This window comes from Bizionia paragorgiae, from assembly GCF_900107625.1.
GTDB lineage: Bacteria > Bacteroidota > Bacteroidia > Flavobacteriales > Flavobacteriaceae > Bizionia > Bizionia paragorgiae.
Map to the genome: position 1 here is coordinate 1 of NZ_FNQK01000017.1, position 21,559 is coordinate 21,559.

Annotated in this window: 20 protein-coding genes and 2 pseudogenes; 19 read left to right on the forward strand and 3 right to left on the reverse strand. The window is 32.2% G+C overall.

The annotated features are described in order from the left end of the window. The 5 genes from BLV64_RS14745 to BLV64_RS11580 form a co-directional block, all read left to right on the forward strand. On the forward strand, nucleotides 1-1,504 hold a 1,504-nt coding region (locus BLV64_RS14745), incomplete at its 5' end, for a zinc metalloprotease (protein ID WP_092135597.1). A gap of 2 nt (nucleotides 1,505-1,506) precedes the next feature. After that, nucleotides 1,507-2,067: a hypothetical protein gene (locus tag BLV64_RS11565; RefSeq protein ID WP_092135600.1), complete on the forward strand. Its 561-nt coding sequence runs from the start codon at nucleotides 1,507-1,509 to the stop codon at nucleotides 2,065-2,067. A gap of 205 nt (nucleotides 2,068-2,272) precedes the next feature. Beyond that, nucleotides 2,273-2,644 (forward strand): transposase, encoded by a 372-nt coding sequence (locus BLV64_RS11570; RefSeq protein ID WP_092135603.1) that lies wholly within the window; start codon nucleotides 2,273-2,275, stop codon nucleotides 2,642-2,644. A 44-nt stretch (nucleotides 2,645-2,688) separates the two neighbouring features. Further along, complete coding sequence (locus BLV64_RS11575; protein ID WP_245705911.1) at nucleotides 2,689-3,495, forward strand: IS3 family transposase; 807 nt, start codon at nucleotides 2,689-2,691, stop codon at nucleotides 3,493-3,495. Between the two features lie 40 nt (nucleotides 3,496-3,535). Beyond that, nucleotides 3,536-4,366 (forward strand): hypothetical protein, encoded by an 831-nt coding sequence (locus tag BLV64_RS11580; RefSeq protein WP_092135609.1) that lies wholly within the window; start codon nucleotides 3,536-3,538, stop codon nucleotides 4,364-4,366. Between the two features lie 195 nt (nucleotides 4,367-4,561). Here BLV64_RS11580 and BLV64_RS11585 read toward each other — a convergent pair. Then, a pseudogene (locus BLV64_RS11585) lies at nucleotides 4,562-5,529 on the reverse strand (IS110 family transposase). Between the two features lie 420 nt (nucleotides 5,530-5,949). Here BLV64_RS11585 and BLV64_RS11590 point away from each other — a divergent pair. The 6 genes from BLV64_RS11590 (at nucleotide 5,950) to BLV64_RS11610 (ending at nucleotide 11,432) form a co-directional block, all read left to right on the forward strand. Then, complete coding sequence (locus BLV64_RS11590; protein ID WP_092135612.1) at nucleotides 5,950-6,642, forward strand: AAA family ATPase; 693 nt, start codon at nucleotides 5,950-5,952, stop codon at nucleotides 6,640-6,642. A 144-nt stretch (nucleotides 6,643-6,786) separates the two neighbouring features. Next, nucleotides 6,787-7,515 (forward strand): alpha/beta hydrolase family protein, encoded by a 729-nt coding sequence (locus tag BLV64_RS14750; protein WP_245705909.1) that lies wholly within the window; start codon nucleotides 6,787-6,789, stop codon nucleotides 7,513-7,515. A gap of 26 nt (nucleotides 7,516-7,541) precedes the next feature. Beyond that, on the forward strand, nucleotides 7,542-8,153 hold the full coding sequence (locus tag BLV64_RS14755) for an alpha/beta hydrolase family protein (protein WP_317042116.1): 612 nt from the start codon (nucleotides 7,542-7,544) through the stop codon (nucleotides 8,151-8,153). Nucleotides 8,154-8,315: 162 nt separating this feature from the next. Beyond that, entirely contained in the window at nucleotides 8,316-9,803 is a 1,488-nt protein-coding gene (locus BLV64_RS11600) for a pyridoxal phosphate-dependent decarboxylase family protein (protein WP_092135615.1), read from the forward strand. A 31-nt stretch (nucleotides 9,804-9,834) separates the two neighbouring features. Further along, complete coding sequence (locus BLV64_RS11605; RefSeq protein ID WP_092135617.1) at nucleotides 9,835-10,077, forward strand: hypothetical protein; 243 nt, start codon at nucleotides 9,835-9,837, stop codon at nucleotides 10,075-10,077. 467 nt (nucleotides 10,078-10,544) lie between these two features. Then, nucleotides 10,545-11,432 (forward strand): hypothetical protein, encoded by an 888-nt coding sequence (locus BLV64_RS11610; protein WP_143034158.1) that lies wholly within the window; start codon nucleotides 10,545-10,547, stop codon nucleotides 11,430-11,432. 37 nt (nucleotides 11,433-11,469) lie between these two features. Here BLV64_RS11610 and BLV64_RS14910 read toward each other — a convergent pair. Then, a pseudogene (locus BLV64_RS14910) lies at nucleotides 11,470-11,726 on the reverse strand (IS110 family transposase); the annotation flags it as partial. 222 nt (nucleotides 11,727-11,948) lie between these two features. Here BLV64_RS14910 and BLV64_RS11620 point away from each other — a divergent pair. From BLV64_RS11620 to BLV64_RS11635, 4 genes are all read left to right on the forward strand, one after another. Further along, entirely contained in the window at nucleotides 11,949-12,332 is a 384-nt protein-coding gene (locus BLV64_RS11620) for a hypothetical protein (protein ID WP_092135623.1), read from the forward strand. A gap of 308 nt (nucleotides 12,333-12,640) precedes the next feature. Further along, nucleotides 12,641-12,937 carry a DUF4298 domain-containing protein gene (locus BLV64_RS11625; protein ID WP_092135626.1) on the forward strand — a complete coding sequence of 99 codons (297 nt, stop codon included), beginning with the start codon at nucleotides 12,641-12,643 and terminating at the stop codon, nucleotides 12,935-12,937. Nucleotides 12,938-13,570: 633 nt separating this feature from the next. Beyond that, complete coding sequence (locus BLV64_RS11630; protein ID WP_092135746.1) at nucleotides 13,571-13,945, forward strand: GreA/GreB family elongation factor; 375 nt, start codon at nucleotides 13,571-13,573, stop codon at nucleotides 13,943-13,945. A 331-nt stretch (nucleotides 13,946-14,276) separates the two neighbouring features. After that, a complete protein-coding gene (locus BLV64_RS11635; RefSeq protein WP_092135628.1) occupies nucleotides 14,277-15,701 on the forward strand; it encodes a cysteate racemase in 1,425 nt (474 codons plus the stop codon). A 205-nt stretch (nucleotides 15,702-15,906) separates the two neighbouring features. Here BLV64_RS11635 and BLV64_RS11640 read toward each other — a convergent pair whose 3' ends face one another. Further along, nucleotides 15,907-16,110 (reverse strand): hypothetical protein, encoded by a 204-nt coding sequence (locus BLV64_RS11640; protein WP_092135631.1) that lies wholly within the window; start codon nucleotides 16,108-16,110, stop codon nucleotides 15,907-15,909. A gap of 425 nt (nucleotides 16,111-16,535) precedes the next feature. Here BLV64_RS11640 and BLV64_RS11645 point away from each other — a divergent pair, with 425 nt between their 5' ends. The 4 genes from BLV64_RS11645 (at nucleotide 16,536) to BLV64_RS11665 (ending at nucleotide 21,458) form a co-directional block, all read left to right on the forward strand. Beyond that, a complete protein-coding gene (locus BLV64_RS11645) occupies nucleotides 16,536-17,147 on the forward strand; it encodes a hypothetical protein (protein WP_092135634.1) in 612 nt (203 codons plus the stop codon). A gap of 575 nt (nucleotides 17,148-17,722) precedes the next feature. Next, entirely contained in the window at nucleotides 17,723-18,211 is a 489-nt protein-coding gene (locus BLV64_RS11650) for a hypothetical protein (RefSeq protein ID WP_143034159.1), read from the forward strand. A gap of 186 nt (nucleotides 18,212-18,397) precedes the next feature. Beyond that, complete coding sequence (locus BLV64_RS11655) at nucleotides 18,398-19,882, forward strand: polysaccharide deacetylase family protein (protein ID WP_092135639.1); 1,485 nt, start codon at nucleotides 18,398-18,400, stop codon at nucleotides 19,880-19,882. A 634-nt stretch (nucleotides 19,883-20,516) separates the two neighbouring features. Beyond that, a complete protein-coding gene (locus tag BLV64_RS11665) occupies nucleotides 20,517-21,458 on the forward strand; it encodes a PD40 domain-containing protein (protein WP_143034160.1) in 942 nt (313 codons plus the stop codon). Nucleotides 21,459-21,559 lie beyond the last annotated feature (101 nt).

The following is a 21,559-nucleotide window of genomic DNA, read 5'->3' on the forward strand; positions in this document are numbered from 1 at the left end:
AATTTCAAATATAAACTGGATACATCCCGAAACCAAAGAGACTTTACAAGAAACAACATACACAGAAAATGTAGCATTAACTGCACAAATAGAAAATCAAGAAAGCAGTTCGGCTAAAATAACAATTACCAAAGAAGACGGAACAGAATTTGAAAACGGACAAACAGAACTCGCTTTTGAAGAAGAAATAAACGAAGACGGAACTATTGAATTAAGCGCTTTAGAAATAAAACAACAATGGGAAGAATTTAAAACCGCTGATATAGATAAATTGGTTGCTAAAATAGACCATAATGGCTATCAGAAAAAAAGTAGTGTTTTGCAAGTTATTCCTCCTCCAAAAGTAATTGTCGATTTTAGACCAAGTAAAAGTTATGATGGCGAATATGGTTTTGACTATATGCGAGATAAAAACAAAAAAGATAAACTCACATATAAAGATATTTTAGGCACAAACAAGACAGTTATAAGTACAACTACAAAAAAGAAAGAAAATAAGTTTACTAAATACACTACAGATGCTAAATATAAAGAATTAAAATGTGATTTTTACGACTCTATAGATATAGATTGGCATAAAAATCCAGATGGTAGCCATTACGAATACATACAAAGTTGGCTAAGTATTTACCCAAAAGAAACGCAAACTTTAAGTTTACAAGTAGAAACTATTGAAAACCCTAAAAAACTAGACTTAACTTTTGAGTACAATAAAACACTTTTTAAACTAAACACAGAAAAAATACCAGCTCAAAGTAAAGGCAAAAAAAGATTAAAAGACCATTTAACTATCGAGTGCATAAAAGAGTTTAATACAGACCAAATAATAAAAGTGTTATATGGAAAACGACAATTAGGACAACTTAATGTACTTAAAAACGATAAAGCCAATCGCAAAAAAGTGGAAGTCGTTTTTGTAAAGGTCAATACTCAATTATTTTCGGGAACTGTAAAAAAAGGAAAAACAACAGGAGAAGATGCTTTTTTAAAAAAATATTTAACCCAAGCCTATATTCAACCTAACATAATAGAGGAAGTTTTAGACTTAACAGCTGATACAACTTTTAATAAAACATTTGACACAAAGAGTAAGGGATATATTGACAACAGAACTGGACTTCACGATTACTTGAACAAAAAAATGGATACAAAATACAAAGATTATTTAAAGGTTTATTTTATACCTGACGAATGTCCGTCTTTTAATAAAGCTGGAACAAAAGTTGGGCGTGTAAATGGTCAGGCTAAAGATATTTCTTCAGATGCTGTGGTGCTATTTGATGGGCATAATACTTCAACAACCACTCACGAAAGCCTTCACGCTTTAGGTTTATATCATACCTTTTCACGAGATAAAAATCACCCTTATAGCTATAAAAAAGGAGAAACATACAATATTATGGACTATTCTCACCAAAGTAGATATGGAAGTAAAAAACGAATTATGACTTGGCTCTGGCAATGGAAAAAACTATGGACTAACACATTAATTAAAAGTGAATAATTATGTTAAAAAAAACTATAATCATTGTTGCAATCCTATCATTAATAGGTTGTAGCGCTCAAAAAAATACAACAATGGAAAAATTTGATATTGAAAGATTCAATGAAAATAAAAATCACTTAAATGAATTTAAATTTATTAAAAAAGACAGCACTGTCATTGAGCAAATGGAATTAAAAGATATTTATTCAGAGGATATTATTTTTAAAGATTCATATTTTATTAAAAAAAGCCAATATTATAAAAATGGTTTTTTAAAAATTACTGGATTATTTTTCGATTCAAGTTTCAAACAAGGAATTTGGAAAGAATTTGATGAGCAAGGGAAACTAATTAAAGAGACAGACTACGACAAAGGTTTTGATTACACTTGGGAAGATTTAGTAAAATATTTAGAAGAACGTAAGGTAGATATAAAAGGAAGATACACAACTATAAGAAAAGAGGAAGGAAATTGGCGTTTTTCTTACGTTGAAGGAATTTACATTTATGATGTTATTATAGATGGAAAAACAGGGAAAATAATACAGGATGCTAAAAATGAGTTCGAGGAAGGCTCATAAAAACAGTTTACAAAAGGGAAAACGGTTTAGAACAACGTATAAAATTAATTGCTTGTTTCAAGCCTACTTACGAAAATTTTCGCTGATTTTTTATTCGTTATGTACTTGCAAAAGTTAGTTGCTAAATCACGCAACTAATCTTATACAACAACGTTGCCCACAATTATGACCCGTCCTGAATAAAGGCTACATAATTTTAAACATTATGTACAAAAATGACAAAGTAATTAGACGGTATTCAGAATCTTTTAAACTCAAAATTTTAGACGAACTTACCGCAGGAAAACTAAACAAGTATCAACTAGGAAAAGCTTATGGTATTGCACCTACCACAATCAATGAGTGGATAAAAAAGTACAACCGTAAAGATCTAATGAACACCAGAGTAACTGTGAAAACTAAAGACGAAATAACCCGTATTAAACAACTTCAAAAAGAGATTGAACAGCTAAAGAAACTACTTCTGAGAAAGGATATGGATGTATTAATAGATGATTCCTATCTGGAAGTTGCAGCAGAACAACTAGGCTATAAATCTGTCCTTGAACTTAAAAAAAAACTAAGTATCAAGCCCTGATTAAGGCCAAGGAAAAATCTAAGGGATTTGCTTCTCTTACTACTATAACTGCTTGTTTCGGACTCAAACGTGACGCAAACTACAAATACAAACGTAGAGAAGACAGACGGTTAGAGATAGAGAAAAAAGTAGTGGTTATAGTTAAGAACAGACGCAGATCCCTTCCTAGAGAAGGCGTTAGAAAACTCACCAGATCATTAGAACAAGAGTTTACTGAATCCAATCTTAAAATAGGCCGAGACACCTTATTCAACATACTTAGAAAACACAATATGCTCACACTTAGAAAGAAATACAGTTCAAGAACAACTAACTCACTGCACAGGTTCTACAAATACAAAAACATCATTAAAGATGTTGAAATAACTAGACCAAACCAAGTCTGGGTAAGCGATATCACCTACATTAGAACCATAAAAGGTTTTTGTTACCTGGCACTCATTACAGACATGTACAGCCGAAAAATTGTAGGATATGACATAAGTAACAGCCTGGAACTAAAAGGTTGTGAAAGAGCTTTAAACAAGGCGCTGTATCAAGCTAAGGATACTACTGGACTTATTCATCATTCCGACAGAGGTATACAGTATTGCAGTAACGTCTACCCTCAAATTTTAAAGAGAAATAACATCGATATTAGCATGACAGAAGAAAATCATTGCTACGAAAATGCTATGGCTGAGCGTGTAAACGGAATTCTAAAAGACGAGTTCTATCTAGATCAGACCTTTGACAGCCTACAACACGCAAGAAGAGCAACAAAAAATGCAATTAATTTATACAACGAAATAAGATTACATTTATCTTTAGACTATAAAACACCAAATATGGTATATTTAAAAACAGCGTAAATCAATTTTAACCTGTAGCCATATTTCAGGACAAGACATTATGAAAAAATTACTACTTCCCTTCCTATTTATCGCGTTTTCAACAAATGCACAGGAAAAAGAAATGATCACTTTAAAGTGGAAATTAACAGACACTTTATCTTACAAAACATTTATGTATGGATATACTTTAGAAGAAAAAATTAAAAAAGCCGAAACCGAAACAAATATTGAACGAAAAAATAAGCTACTTAAAGAAATAGAAAGAAATAAATTGAATTATGAAACATTAATATTACCTGATAGCAAAGGAAATTTTGATGTGAAAATGATTCTAAAAGCTACCAAAGCAGATTCGGTGGAAACCTATATTTCTAAAATGGCTAAACTGAATAAAAATGTCGTGTTACGTGGAAAATTTACACCAGAAGGTAAAATATTGAGTTTTTATTATGAACAAAATAAAAAAAACTTGATTTCCTTACTTTTTGAACTTCCTCAAAAATCTGTAAAAATTGGAGATGAATGGAATATAGATGTTGATATGATTTCTCTTGACCAACATTTTAAAGCGGATAGCTTACACAAAAAAAATACTGTTAGACTAAAAGATATTGTTGAGAGAAATGGTAATAAAATTGCAATAATTGAGTATGACTTAAACGAATACGTTTCTGGTAGTTTAATGAAGAAAAAATCATTAAACTCAAAACAAAATGAACTTTCCGAAAAACCTTACCTGAAAGCAATACATAAAATTATTGGCGAATTTAATATTGATAAAGGGTTTTGGATTTCTTATAATGGATACAGAGAAACGAAAGGTAATATTTCAATTTGGGGAATGAACAACAACAAAAAATCAGTTTTGAAACTAATATTAAAAAAATAACTGTGGGCAACAATGGTAACCGTTGCACAAGCCAATAATAAATAGTTCAACTGTGATAAAAAACCGTCTTTAGAGACGGTTTTTATTTTTATACACTTAAAATTTTAGGTGATTTAGAAGGTCCTAAAAGCGACTTAATAGCTTTATAAAAGGTGTTTTTAAGAAGTACTGTGGTAAAAAACAAGTAAAAAAGCATTAATTTTTCACTAAGGAACTTCTGTAGCTAGCCTCATATATTAGTCCAGATTTAGCTATAGCAAAAGCTTGTTTTAATAGCTTATTGCATACTGCAATTAGTGCTAATTTTTTACTTTTTCCTTCAGCAACTAATCGCTCATAAATATCCCTACAAGCTTTATTGTATTTGCTGGCATTAAAACTGCACATAAATAATAAGTTTCGAAGTTTTTGATTCCCCATTTTACTTATTTTACTCCGGCCAGTTACACTGCTACCACTTCTTTTTATTACGGGAGTCAATCCTGCATAACTACATAATTCACTACCACTTGTAAATCGTTCAAAACCATCTGTGAGAACCACTAACATTAGTGCTGTTTTGTTTCCAATACCTGGTATGCTTTTTAATCGGGTTAATACTTCTTGATGCTCTTGTTTAACTAAAATCAAAAGTTTGTCTTCCAGCATTTTATTTCTTTTTGCACTTGCTTCAAACTACGTTTTAAAGAGCTAACAACTGCTTTACTTGGGTTCCCTAAAACAGATTCACCGTGTAATTTATTTTTAATCATGGTGCTTTGTTTTGTATATATAGCAAGGAGTCTGGTGATTTGAAGACACTCTGTTTGGTGTTTAGAGTTGCCTTTCCAAAGCTTTAATTCGACTTGTTTGGCATATTCACAGATCTGTTTAGCGTCGCTCTTATCCGTTTTAATTTTAGATAATTTCATCTGTATAAAACGTTTAACTGCTAATGGGTTTTCTACAGAAACTCTAATACCTGATTCTAACAAATAATAAGCTAATTGGGAATGATAATATCCTGTAGCCTCCATGACACAATGGCTATCTATATCTAATAGTTTTACAAACTTTTTAAAGCCAGAAAGGGTGTTTTTAAACTGGTAAAAGTTGCCATTAGAATCTGCAACATCAAAAACTACGTGGCTAATGTCAATATATTCATGGCATTTATATTTTATAAAAAGGTATTCATGATGTGCTTCGCAGTTCAAAAAATTTAATATCTTTATTCATAAGAAAATGATTTTTGAAAGGACATCTACGCGAGTTTCAACGACTTAAATGCGAGGTCTAAAAGCCTCATAGAACTGTACGAAATCTGTGTAGAAACCGAAGAATGAGGTTCTTGAATACCTTTAAAAAACATCTAAAACAATGAACAAAAAAGAGAGGGGATTGTCATGAAAAACGAGATCGCTGTCTCAATACACAAAATAACCTTAATCCTCTCTTTTTTTCTTTCTGATTTGATTCTTAATTTATAACTTATATTTATAATCGCTAACTTAAGATACACGAACCCGTTATGCCACATTAAAAAAAAGAAAGACTTACCATATATCATAGACCTAACCTTAAAACGTGATAAAATTGCAGATATGGATAGTTATCCATTTTCAATTCCAGCAATACGCGAACTTGATTCTATAAAACTAGGTAAAGAAGTTACCTTTTTTGTAGGAGAAAATGGTAGCGGAAAGTCAACATTGCTGGAAGCAATAGCTGTTTCTTTAGGTTTTAACGCAGAAGGTGGTTCAAAGAACTTTCAATTTGGCACACGTAATTCTCATTCAAATCTTCATGAATATTTACAGATTGCTAAATCCTATAAAAAACCAAAAGATGGGTACTTTTTAAGAGCTGAAAGTTATTTTAATCTTGCTACAAATATTGAGGATTTAGATAATGAACCTCGTGGAGGGGCTCGAATTATAGACTCTTATGGTTCATTATCTCTTCATGAACAGTCTCATGGTGAGTCATTTTTATCTCTATTGATTCATAGGTTTGGAGGAAAAGGGATTTACCTACTTGATGAGCCCGAAGCAGCTCTTTCTCCAACTCGACAACTCGCAATGTTAAGAAGAATGAAGCACTTAACATCTGATTCTTCTCAATTTATTATAGCAACTCATTCACCAATTTTATTAGCATATCCTGAAGCCGTTATATATGAATTTAATGATAAGGAAATTTCAAGAATAAAATATGAGGATACTGAGCATTATCAAATAACTAAAGCATTTCTTGAAAATCCTAAAAAAATGCTTAATGAGTTATTTAAGGAATAGTGGAACTAAAAACAATATCTAACCATGTATAAAAATAATAAGGACTAAGTGCTAAATCGAAAAGTAAACACATTTTAATCCTTTACTATTCTTACACTAACCGTTAGCCAACATATTAAAACACTATTAACAAAATACAAATCAATGAACAAATTATTCACAATTTTAGCTCTTTCTATTTTTTCAATGAACTCATTTGCTCAAAACATATCTGGTAATTGGATTGGAATATTAGAAATTCAAGGAACTGAATTAGACTTTGGCTTTAACTTGGTTAAGAATGGAAATAACTATAAGGCTATAATGAACGTTCCTAAAAAAGGCCTTATAAATACTGAAGTAGAGACAACAAAAGTTGTTGATTCTACTTTGACCATTTCACACCCAATTCTAAAAATGGAATATAAAGGACAATTAAGTCAATTAAATGAATTTCAAGGTACGATAACTCTTGCAGGAAATCCTTTTACAATGAGTCTTAAAAGAGGTAAATTAGAAATCAATAGACCACAAGAACCTAAACCACCATTTAATTATTATTCAGAGGATATAACTTTCCAAAACGAAAATGACAAAATTTCTTTGGCCGCAACACTAACTTTACCTAAAAAAGAAGGTGATTTTCCTGTTGCTATTATTATTAGTGGAAGTGGTCCTCATAATAGAAATGGCGATATGTTTGGGCATAAACCATATTTTGTGATAGCAGACTTTTTAACAAAAAATGGGATAGCCGTTTTAAGGTTTGACGAAAGAGGTGTTGGCGAATCCGAAGGGGATTTTGAAACAGCTACAATTACAGATTTATCATCTGACGTAAAATCAGCAATTAATTATTTAAAAACAGAGAGGAAATTAATTCCTCAAAAATAGGATTAATCGGTCATAGTATCGGTGGAATTATAGCACCTAAAGTCGCATCTGAAATAGATGATGTAAATTATATTGTAATGTTAGCTGGACCAGGAATTAATGGCGATAAATTAATGCTATCACAAAAAGCTGCTCTAGAAAGAATTATGGGGCTAAACGAAATGCAAATTGCTCAAGGGCAAAATTTTTTAAAAGGGGCTTACGACATTATTGTGGAGTCTAATTTAGATAATATCAAATTAAAAGACTCTATAAATTCTTTCTTTATTAATAAATATAGCGATCTTTTACCTGAGAACCAAAGAAAAGCAATTGTTAATCAAATAACTGAATATGAAATTGTAAGTCTATTGAAATCCAAACCAAGTATTTATTTATCCAAAGTAAAATGTCCTATACTAGCTCTAAATGGCTGTAAAGATTTTCAAGTGCCAGCCAAAGAAAATTTACAAGCAATTAAAAAAATATTAGTAGAAAGTGGTAATAAAAATGTTGAAACATTAGAATTAGAAAACTTAAACCACCTATTTCAAGAATGTAAAACCGGTGTATCAAATGAATACTCTCAGATCGAACAGACTATTTCGCCAGCAGTCCTTGAATTAATTACTGGTTGGATAAAAGAACAAACTAAATAAATACCTTGGCTAATACAGCTATAATTAATTGCTTTGGCAAATGCTTATTTGAAAAACTACTTCGGAATTTTCTCTAGCAAGTATTTGTTTACTAAATTAGATACTTACACACAACGTATCATATAGAAAACCGTTGTAACACATTAGGGAAAAAATAATATTATGGACGGAAATCGAAATAATTCAATAGAAATTAACAAAGAAGAGTTTCGAAAAATCGGACATCAATTAATAGATGATATTTCTGATTTCCTTTCTAGTATTGATAAAAAACCTGTTACCATAAAAGAAAGTCCAAGTCAATTACAAAGTATTTTAGGAAATACTTCCTTGCCAGAAAAGGGAACACCCGCAACCGAACTGATTTCGAGAGCAACGGACCTATTACTTAACCATTCATTACTTAATGGACACCCTAAATTCTTAGGCTATATTACTTCATCGGCTGCCCCAATTGGAGCCTTAGCCGATTTATTAGCAGCATCTGTAAATCCAAATGTTGGCGCGCATATTTTAAGTCCAATGGCTACTGAAATTGAAAAACAAACTATTCAATGGCTGGCAGAGTTCATTGGTGTGTCACCTAACTACGGAGGAATTTTAGTCAGCGGAGGAAATATGGCAAATTTCACAGCATTTTTAGCAGCTAGAACAGCTAAAGCACCTAAAAGCATAAAAGAAGATGGACTTTCAAACATATCCCAAAAGCTAACTATTTATTGTTCAAAAACCACACATACTTGGGTTGACAAAGCAGCTATATTATTTGGTTTAGGCACAAAATCTATTCGCTGGATTCAAACTGATTCTTCAAATAAAATGGACAATAAAGTACTAGAAGAAACTATTAAAGAAGATATAGAAAATGGTTTTAAGCCAATAATGGTTATAGGTACTGCTGGTGATGTTAGTACTGGAGTAGTTGATAATTTAAAAGGCATTTCAACTATTTGTAAAGATTATGATTTATGGTTTCACATCGATGGCGCTTATGGCGCTCCAGCCACAATTATTCCAAAATATAAAAACCTGTTTGATGGTCTTTCAGAAGCTGATTCTATTGCTCTCGACCCACATAAATGGTTATATAGTCCACTTGAAGCCGGTTGTACTTTGGTTAAAAATCCTCAACACTTAATAGATACCTATAGCTCACATCCAGAATATTATAATTTTAGCAAAGATGAAAACGAAATTGCTCAAAATTTTTATGAATATGGACTTCAAAACTCACGTGGCTTTAGAGCTTTAAAGGTTTGGTTATCATTACAACAAATAGGTAAAAGTGGTTATGAAAAACTAATTGGTGAAGACATTGAACTCTCAGAACTGTTATTTGACTTAGCTAAAAAAAATCCTGAATTAGAGGCAGTTTCTCAAAATTTAAGCATTACTACTTTTAGATATATTCCATTCAATTCCAAAGATGATAATGATTATCTTAATAAACTAAATGAAGAATTATTGAATGCATTACAAACTGGTGGCGAGTTATTTTTATCAAATGCTATTGTAAACGAAATGTATTGTTTAAGAGCTTGCGTTGTAAATTTCAGGACTACAAAAAAAGATATTAAAGAGATTATTGATATAATAATTAGAGAGGGAAGAAAAACTAATTTAAAATTACAACAACGAAAAGTAAATTAATAACGTTTTTCAACAATGGTTAGCAACAGTAATGATAAAGCAGTACTTCGAAAATACAAGCCTTAGAAAATTCATCAAATCTGAATTTCGGAATAAAAAGAAACTGAATGGATTTGGAGGAAAAGTCTCTGCGTTTATTGCTTTGATTCCATCTTTTGTTTACAACTACCAATTAAAAAAATCTTGGAACGAACTTTATTTTTCAATTGAAAATAGATTGCTGCATTTTTATCCTGAATTAAGTTGCAAATGGAAAGGACATAAACCCAATTGACTACAACAAGTTTTAAACCAAGATTCAAAACGAATTGAATTTAAATTTGACAAGTGTCATATTGGAATAACTAATGACTCAATTTATTTTTTCCCATATGAAACTGCTGATCTGGATTCACCATTTTACGACACATTAGAAAAGCAGTTTAGAATAGTTTTTAACCCCAAGGAGAAGAAAGACAAATATTCAACAATTAACACTATTTCGAATTTTAAATCCATAAAAGAAATTAATGGATAAACACAATTGACATTTCAAATAGAAGAGTTGAAAGAAGAAACCGAATTAATAATAAATACAAAACTACAGTTGCCCACACCATATAAATATAATTGCTAAATTAGTGCTTAATCAAGGGCCATTGCAGTTTTACTAGCTTCTGATTTTCCTGCGGAAAATCCTCGCATACAAATCGCAACATCCATGCACAAAAACGTTGTGTATAATAACATAAGAAACATAAAATGATAAAAAAACTCACACCTTTTCTCTTATTCACTATGTTGTATTGTAATGCAACTTACACACAAGAGCTACACAATAGGAATACGAATTGGGAAAAAGAAAATTTAAAAGAAAACGTCCAATCTTATACAGAAATCAGTGAACCTCAAAAACAGATTGTCCATGAAATTAGTGGTCCATCAAAAACAAAATTTGTATTTAATAAACAAGGACATTTAATTGAAAGAAGTTTTTATAATTATAGGCTAGGAGATTTTGATCTTCAATGGACATATAAATATGATAATCATGGCAATCAAATAGAATTTAGAGAGTGTACAGGCAATGATTTACATCAAAAAAAATGTATTCTATCTAAGTACACATACAAGAAAAAAGGTAATCAAACAGAAATTAAACTCTATGAAATTAGAGAATTTCTTCCTGAATCAGAAGATGGAGATTATACTCATAAAAAGTGGATTTACACTTATAATAATAAAGGCTACCTGATAGAAGCAGAAGAGTATAGAGGAGAAAAAGATTTACATACAGTAAACAATTATATTTATGACAATAAAGGAAATTTAACAACAAAAAAACACGTGTATAACGAAAAAGAATATTCTAAAACGTCTTATAAATATGATAAAAAAGGCAATATGTTAGAGTGGAAATATTGGGCAAGTAATGATAATGATCTAAATAAAATAATTACTTATTCTTATGATGACAAAGAAAACATTGTAGAGAAAAGTTTTAGAAAGTATACAGATGGAAAAATTTATAGAATATATAGTTACAAATACGAATATGATAGACATGATAATTGGAAAAAATGTATAGAATATAAAAATGGAACCCCAATAAATATACTAAAACGAACTTATGAATATTTTGAAAAATAATGGTTATAAAGTACTATGGGACACTACCCTAAAAACAAGTAAAACACTCAAAAACATCTGTGAGACCCACCAACATTAGGACTGTTTTGTTCCCAGTACCCGGTATGCTTTTTAAACGTGTTAAAACGTCTTGGTGCACTTTTTTAACTAAAACTATTAATTTATCCTCAAAGGTTTTTAATTCTTTTTGTACTAGTTTTAAACTGCGTTTAGAGAACTCACCACTACTTTACTCGGATTTCCTAAAACAGCTTCACCGTGTTATTTGTATTTAAGCCTAGGGCTTTGTTTTGTTTTGTTTCCTTCATATTTAGAGACCTTAAAGTAGTATTTTAATTAAAATGCTAACTTAAACCGTGTTAAAACAAATTCGTGTCCTCGCCTACTTCTGAAAATTGCTTCGCCAGTTCGCTGCTCTCGGATCTTACGGATTGTCTAGTTGGTTTTTATTTGCTAAATTAGTTACTGAAATACACCACTAATTAAACACAAAACCGATATAAATCATTAGAAAAAATGAGAATAGGATATAATAAAAGACACGTGAACATCAATCTAATTTTTGGATTGCTTTGGCTCGTTTGGTTTTTTATAGGAATTCTCACTAAAGACAAACCAAACTGGATTGATTATGGTTGGATTGTAATTTCTGCAATGTATTTAATAGGCTATTTTTATCAACGACAGCATAAATATCTGACCATTGAAAATGGTAATATAAAAATTAATAGCCCATTCGGAAAAAAGCTAAATCTGACTGAAGTCAAACAGATTAAAAAGTTTGCTGCAGATTATATCTTAAAAACTGACAGAAAAGAAATTACTATCAACACACAAATTATTGACCCGAATTCACTCGCGGAACTAAACGCGGAACTTGAAAAACTAAATTTAGATTAGGAATAAAAACGTTTTACAATACCATGTAAAAACATTCCTTATATTTAACTAAACTGCACGCATAAGACGTGAATAATTAATTACCTAGCCACTGCCAACATACAACCATGGCTTCGCTAGTTCGCTGCGCTCTGAGCTCCCGAATTTTATATATCGTAATATTTGCTTAATTAAGTTCTTAAACCTCGCAATTAAACTTAGACAAAACCGTTTGGTTCTTTAAAACTAAAACAGTTCCTTTCAATTACTTAATGTATCCAATCTAAAACTATAGATTTGCAAATTGAAAACTAAAAAAACATATACTTATGAATACTATAATAGAACGCATTACAAAAATGGAAAACATATTAGACGAACTCACCATAGTCGTTGAGAAATCTGATAAAGCAATGAGTGAACTTGAAGATTCCTTAAAAGATTTAAAGACATTAAAGACATACTATGAATCGCAATATATGAAAGATGTGATGGCAGACAAAAGGCTTGAAGTCCCACAGGATCTTAAGCGAGGCGTTTTGAGTGAAGATGCTGTTCATATGCTGCTCACCGATTTGTTTGAATTATCTAACAAAATGGAAAAATTGAGCAAAAAAATAAGATGATTTTAATAAAAATCTACATTAAGAAAACAAACAACCAGCGGCAAACACCTTGTTTACTTATTGGCTCGTTTTAGCTTGCTTACCTAACTTGCTTAACCACTGTACTACGATCGGGTCTTACGGACTTTCTATTCGGTATGTATTTACTAAATTTCGCACTTCACCTCGATATACCTCTTTTAAAACCACCAAACCAACAATTTAAAAAACATTCAGAATTTTAAAACTTGATGTCTTGAGATAAACCCAGAGCATAATTGTGTTTAAAAGACCTTAGTGTCTTTAAGATTGTTAATATCAAATATATTGATTAGCTTTGTAACTCATTAATTTTAATACAAATGGCAGCAATTTATAGTCTACATACCAATACTAATCCTTCAGGGTTAGCGCTGTCATTATCGTACTTACATGACGATATTTTTTTAAAAAATTCAAAAGAGTTTATTAATTAATCCCTGTTACGACTCAAAACAGGGCCACTCTTTATTAGTATCACAATTTAATCTTATTTCCTTTTTATCACTATTATTAGCATTCAAAAACAGGAGCTCGGTATACCGTGCACTATTTTGAATGATTGAGTCACACTAACGTCGTGCTAAGAAGGACATTCAAAAAAAAAATATTATGATGTCAAAAAATGTAATTTTAACAACTGGAATTTATGATATGATTAAAGATCATGTCAGAAGAAAAAAAGTAACAAAACAAGAAGAAGAGCTTTTACTTTTAGAACTAAAAAACGCCGAACAAGTGTATAGACGCGATTTACCAGAAGATATTGTTACGGTAAACCGACGTGTAAAAATAAAAGACCACACGGAAAACAAAGAAAAAGAATATACGTTTGTGTCTACCACTAAAACAAACCCTAAAAAAGGTAAACTATCTATTTTATGTGATGTTGCCGTTGCAACAATTGGCAGACAGGTAGGTGATGTAATAAATTGGCCTTTTAAAGATGGTGAAAGAAAACTAGAAATCTTAATGGTTGAAAACATATAACCACCACAAACAAAAAAAGAAAAAGAGTCTTTGTATTATTAATACAAAGGCTCTTTTTCTTTTTACAACTACCCAAACTTGAACTGTCGGTTACAAACAAAATCGTCTCACTGTATCTTGAATACAACACGTGTTTCATTGTATGTTATTTCCGAAATTTTCTTCAAAAAATCATTAGATAACATTTACATTTGACAAGTGGCTATTGAGTTTAAGCACAAATTTTTTTTCGGATTTTCGTTGGTGTGAATTTTTGAGCCAAACGACGCAATTAACCTCCCGAAACCACGTTTCAGCTCATACTAATATTAGAAAATTATTATAACTCAGAATGGATAAAATTGCAGTAATTGGAGGCTTAGGCGCTTTATCTGGAGCTGATTTATTTTTTAAACTTTTAAAAAATAAAACGGCTATAAAAAATCAAAAGCACTACCATTTCATTTTTGAACAACAACCTTATAGTCAGATTGAATCTGCGTTATTTGAAGAGCAAGATATTAAATCAAGAAAGTTCTACACCTTTAATTTATGTAAAAACTTTGAACAACAAAAGGTGTCTAAAGTTCTACTCCCCTGCTTTGCGAGTCATTCTTTTTTAGACGAACTACAAAAGGAAACATCAATTTCTATTGTCAATATATTTGATGCAATAACACATTATCTGAGTTTGAAATTTAAAAAGGGGACTAAGATAGGCGTACTCACATCTAGTTTTGTAAAAGAATCATCCTTGTTAAAGACCTACCTTCAAGATTATGAATTGATATATCCCACAAACCAAACCCAGTTAATGCATGCTATCTATGGTAAATTGGGCATAAAAAACGGGTACTTAGACGGTCTGCCGTTAGAGTATGTATACGAGGCCTGCACCGAATTAAAAGCAAACGGTTGTGAAGTTATTTTACCCTGTATAACCGAAATAGCTCTATTGGCAAATAAACTTTGGACAAGGGGGATTTCTATTATAGACGTTAATGAGATCTATGCAGACTATGCACTATCTCAAGGAAGCACCCCACAACCTAAACCGTTTAAACTTGGTATTGTAGGCGGAGTTGGTCCTTCTGCAACGGTCGATTTTATGAATAAAATCATTCAAAGTACACCCGCGAAGAAAGACCAGGACCATATAAAAATGATAGTGGAACAGAATCCTCAAATTCCAGATAGAACAGCCAATTTGATTCATAATCAAACAGACCCCACCATTGCGCTATTTTCAACCTGTAAAAAATTAGAAGCGGCTGGCTCAAATGCCATAGCAATACCTTGTAACACAGCACATGCTTTTGTAAAAGAAATACAAGAACACCTTAATGTGCCTATTGTTAATATGATAACAACGACAGCTGAATATATTTTAGAGAATTTTGGAAAAGAGACCAATGTCGGCTTACTAGCAACCAGTGGCACTATTCAAAGTCAAGTTTATTACAATGTACTTACGCACTATGGACTTCAGGTTATGATTCCTGACCACACCCATCAAAACGATGTTATGGAAAGTATATATGGGGATAGGGGTGTAAAAGCGGGATATACCGATGGGCTCTGCAAAGAACAAATTAACAAAAGCGTTAATCACCTTATTAAAAGAAACGCTCAAGTCATTATTTTAGGGTGTACAGAGTTACCGCTTCTGTTTCCTGAAACTAACACATTTAGGGATAATAAAACAGCCGTTGAACTCGTTGACCCTACTCTAATTCTAGCAAAAACGGTAGTCGATTTAGCCACATCAAACCTATGAAAAAACTAACGCAAAACTAAAATCAATGCACAGTTGGCTTTTATAGAAATACTGATGATAACATTACTGAAAGCCCTTGATTAACACAGGCTAACCATAAGACAACACCATTTTACTATCGAAAACTAAACGACGAGAATATTAATTCCATTTACAAAAACATAATCCTACACCCGATAATAAAAACTGTGCAGCTTATTATATTTTATGCTTTTTTACCCGCTAAAAAGCTAGCGACTAAAGCGACAACACCTAATCCTATCGTAATGTAAGCATTAGTATTATCTTGAGCTTCGACGCTTAAAGGACCAATATTTATTGCGGCTTCTGGAGCAATCATAGTATAAACACCATAAGCTAATAGCCCCACTCCCGCGACCATTAAAATTGTTTTGACTGTTTTATTCATTTTTAATTACGTTTAATTACCTGTAAAAGATAGTATATTTAAAATTAATATTTATCTAAATCAGACTTAGATGTGTTTTAATCCAATAGAGAAACGCGTCACCCACTACCACACAACACAAACACAAACCACTGATTAATCGGTATTTACCCCAAAACAAAAGACAAAACCGACTCTTTTTCGTTTCATTTTTACTACCTTAGTGTAATCCCCACACGACACATCAAAATACGAAACCGCCGTAATCCTTTTTTTTAAATAGGCATGCGATAATGTTACACTGACACTCTGGAATAGATCATTAAAATCTAAAATCACTAAAATAGATTTTGGAAGAGTCGTTTTTAAAATTAATTACAATAGCACCATATGGTACTTAGTCGCATATCTCGTTTCCAAATTGCTTTTAATCATTGCTACATACTATGAAAACCTTTAATTTAATTTTCACATTACTTCTCGCATCTTCCTTGGTATTAGCTTTTAGCACAGTTAAGGATTCTACAAACATAGATTTGCAAAGAACCTTTGGTATTTTTAAGGTATTATCTGATAATTCGACTATCGAAATGGATGGAACTATTGGCAGTTATTCACTAAGTAATTTCAACAGTTTAAAAAAGGCCTTTCCTGATGTATCCAAAATAAACATTAGAAACTGTGACGGTTCTTCTGACGATGAAATCAATCTGCAATTATCTGCTAGAATCCATCGTGAAGGGATTAACACTCATGTAATGGATAATGGCGAAATATCCTCTGGCGGTGTAGATTTTTTTATTGCGGGAGTGCAAAGATCAAAAGGAAACAACACTAAAATCGGCGTCCATTCTTGGTCTTCAGAAGAGGACACCGCAACAGATTTCCCTGAAGGTCACCGGTACCATTTGCCATATATTAAGTATTATGTTTCTGTAGGTTTTACGCAACAACAAGCAGAAGACTTCTATTATTTCACCATCAACGCCGCGCCTGCAGACGCTATTCATTGGATGACGGAAGATGAACTATTTAAATATAATATACTCACCAGATAAAGAGAAGCAACCCCTTACACATTAAAGCATTAAACTTTTTAAGCGTTGGAATAATTATCCCCTTCAACCTTTACTAATTTTTAAACACGCGACATCACGAATTAAAGCTAATGAAGCCACTTAAAAAGCTGTTAAAATAATTACTACTACCCATACTGTGTAAAAAACATTTCTTATTTTAGTTTTAAGCTTAGGTCGTTCCGTTTTTGTTAGGTGTGATTTTCCTGTGGCTAATCTTCATTTACAATATCGCAACTTTCCATAACTAATAGCGCATATCACGGAAAATGAAAATAGTATATAATCACATCGAAATTATTAAACGTTAAAATGAAAAAAATCTATTCGGAGATAAGCGTTTGTCTGTACTATTAAAGAATGGAAAAAACCGAGATTTTCCGGACATGAAAACGGACCTATCCGAATTAAAAAAACTATTTTCTGAAATCGGAGTTTAACACTAAATTAGAGACACGATTTAATTACTATTTTTAGAAAACTGCCATCCAATCGATATCGCAGTGAAAATTTATGTTTTAAATAATTATAAAATAACCACTCAACAAACAACAACTATGAGACAGCTACTTTTAATCCTTTTAACCTTAGGTCTTTTTTCCTGTAACACGGAAAATGATAACACAAAAATATTACAAAAACGAATAGACTCTTTGGAGACCAAACTAGCAGATACTTACAAACCTGGATTTGGAGATTTTATGGGTACCATGCAAACACATCATTCTAAACTTTGGTTTGCAGGTCAAAATAAAAACTGGGACCTTGCTGATTTTGAAGTCCACGAGCTAGAAGGAACTATTGAGAATATTTTAAAATATCAAGCAGGTCGTAAAGAAAGTCAATTAATTGAAACCCTAAGCCCTGCATTAGACAGCATAGAAAATGCTATTGATAAGAAAGACCATGATGCCTTTGAAAAAAGTTATCGCTCACTAACCATTGCGTGTAATACGTGCCATAAAGCTACAGGTTATGAGTTTAACAGAGTAAAAATTCCAGAAATCTCAACATGGAGTAATCAGGACTTTAGTCCTTTACAGTAAAACATTCTTTTTGTTGTAAAGGGTAACTCAGCATGAATTAATAAAAAACAAGCGCTTCGTTTATCACCCCTAAACACGCGAAAATTGAATTGTTATGTGTTACGTCGAGCTTAAAAAACAGTATACTTTTGAGGTTTCTAAGTATTTTTAATAATTAACAATCCATATTTATAAAGTATATAAATCATGAAATTAAAGCACATAAAAACCCTAATACCCATAGTCTATTTAACCGTGCTATCGTTTGGTTGTAAAGAGCAAAATAAGCAGGAACATCAGGAGCAGTCAACACCTATCACTATTGAAACACGTACCGACGACTTAACGGATGCTATTCAAATAAACACCATACAAATAGGATCTGAAACTAGCAATGACGAAAATAGATTCCATACGTCTTACCCAAGTACGGCTTATACATTTATAAACACACACCAAGAAGAATTTGCACAAGCCTACTTAAAAGAGTTTCAAAGTAATATAAAAGACGGCAATACACAGGCTGTCGCGAAACTAGATTTTGGACAACATTTTGAAATTATAGAAAGCACCCCGTCCCTACTCGGTTTTTTAATAGAGCGCTACACCTCTTACGGCAACAACTACAACACGCAATATTTTACTCATTTGTATGATATTGAAGAAAACAAGAGGCTGCTTTTTTCCAATTTATTTTATCCGCAAGAAAACTTTGACAAACTCGCTGCGATTGTTAAGTCGAAAACAACCGCTATTTTAAAAGATAAAATCCATGCGATGCCAGGGCTTTCTGATGGTGACAGGGAGACTATGCTAAATAGCACCATGGAGATGATAGACCAAGGCACCACACCTACAGATAAAAATTTTCATGCCTTTTCTTGGGATTCATTAGGCTACCTCACTATTTATTTCGACAAATACCAAGTAGCATCAGGTAATTATGGGAATATAGAAATTAAACTTGCTCCTGAAACCTATAACAATTTGGTCGCTAAAAAATACCTGCACGTGTTTCATATTCAAGAAAAAGACACCTCAACACCCGATATAGAGAACACCACGACCACCAAAAAAGTATATGATATCGATTGTAGCAAGGTGCCTTGCGTTGCTATTACTTTTGATGATGGCCCGGCCAAATACACCTCTCAACTTTTAGACATTTTAAGCGAGCATGATGTTAAGGCTACCTTTTTTGTTCTCGGTAAATCGGCAAAAATTCAAAAGCACACCCTATTAAGAGCTTTTAAAGAAGGGCATCAGATTGGAAATCACAGTTGGGATCACAAAGATTTAAAAAAGTTATCCGAAACAGAAATACGAAGTCAGATACAAAAAACCAATACTGTCATTTCACAAATTACTGGAGAAGCCCCTCTGGTCATGCGTCCGCCTTATGGTTCTTTTAACGAACTTGTAAAAACCCAAGCGGACATGCCTATTATTTTATGGAATTTGGATCCCTTAGACTGGAAAGATCGAAATGCCGAAACCGTAGCACAACGCATTAGTGAAGCTAAAACAAACGGTATCGTACTAGCACATGACATTCACTTGTCGACAGTAGAAGCAATACCGGAAGTTATTTCTAATCTAAAAGCCAAAGGCTATCATCTAGTAACCATAGATAATTTATTTTCAGATCAACCACTCACTAATGGCGAGGTTTATAACAGAAGACGTGATTAAAAACTATGGTAGATCACCTTTAGCTAAAGCCTAATAGCCAGTTCTAGAGTCTATTTTTCTAGGCCCAGAACCATAAAACCCACCTTCTTATAACAGGCAAATAAATAAGCCAATTAATACATACCACGAGACAAGATTACTTTATCTTTAGAGCATAAAACACCATATCTAAACTATAACCAATGGAAAAATCATGGCTACTATTAATCGCTCTACTATTATTTTTAACATTCACTTTTCTATTTTGGCGTCTCACTAGCGGTTATGCGAAAAAAGAGTCTGGTACAAAGATGTGGAAACATGGGGCAACACGGTTATCTTATTGGCAAGCCGCAATATTATATTGTATAGGCGCTACAATTTTAACCATGTACATTTTAAAATGGACACAAGTTTTGTCGTTCTAGTAGTCAACACGCAACTAGAAATAACACAACCTAACTGTTTTAAGATTAATTCCGAAACCGTTTAAAAGGCACAAAAGTAATTTCCTCATAGTTGGAAATAGGACCTCAGGTAAAACCAACGCATTGTCTTCTCTATTGATTCATGGAATAAATTGCTATATTTAGTAATCAACGGAGTGTCCCTCCTTAAAACAACAGTTTTATGAAACAACTAATTAAAACTCTATATGACAATTAAAATGCATTATGTTATAATTCTTTGTTCTTTGATGTTGTTTACATGCTCTTCAAATGACGAAGACAATACTGCCAACCAATCGCCTACGTTTCCGACTTTTGGCCCTCCCATTGAATTAACAGTTAACGGACTATCCTTTGATGCTATGGAGCCGTTTATATCGCCAGACAGCAATTATTTATTCTTTAATAGTTTAAACGATGGCATAAATACAAAACTATATTATGCAACTAAAATAAACGATTCAACTTTTAATTTCGTTGGAGAATTAGCAGGTGCTAACCAAACGACATCACCTCAATTAAATGCTGTGGCAGACTTAGATGCCAATTCTAATTTTTATTGGACATCGACTAGAGATTACCCCAATAACCTCAACACCCTTTTTCACGGTATTTTTAACAGCGGCTCTGTTAATAACAGCACTAGAGTTCAAGGTGATTTTAACATGAATACCCCTGGCTGGTTAATAATGGATCACGGTATAAGTTTAGACGGTAATTTCCTGTACTTTAACAATGCAAGGTTTGACGATGCCAATTGCCAAGGGCCATGCGAAACCACATTAGGAATTGCAGAAAGAGTAAACCCGACGACCTATAATACACTTCAAAATTCGGCAACAATTCTTCAAAATATTAACGATCCTAACTTCATTTATTACGCGCCTTGTATAAGTAGTGACAATCTTGAATTGTATTACACAAGGTTTTTAAAAGGCCCGATTTCTCCAAATACAGTTTTTGAAATCTGTGTTGCTATACGCCCTAATTCTTCAGCTACATTTTCAACACCTAAAGTATTATTTTCTGAAACTATAACTAATCTAATAGAGGCACCTACCTTAACTGTCGACAAAAGAATCATGTATTATCATCAAAAAACTAATGATTCACATAAGATTATGATGAGATATAGAAACGACCTTTAAAACATAAGCATTAAAATAATATAAAACACTTCGAAATTTATACCATAAAAAAAGCGATCTGAAATTTCAGACCGCTTTTTAGGTTTAGACTATTAAGAGTA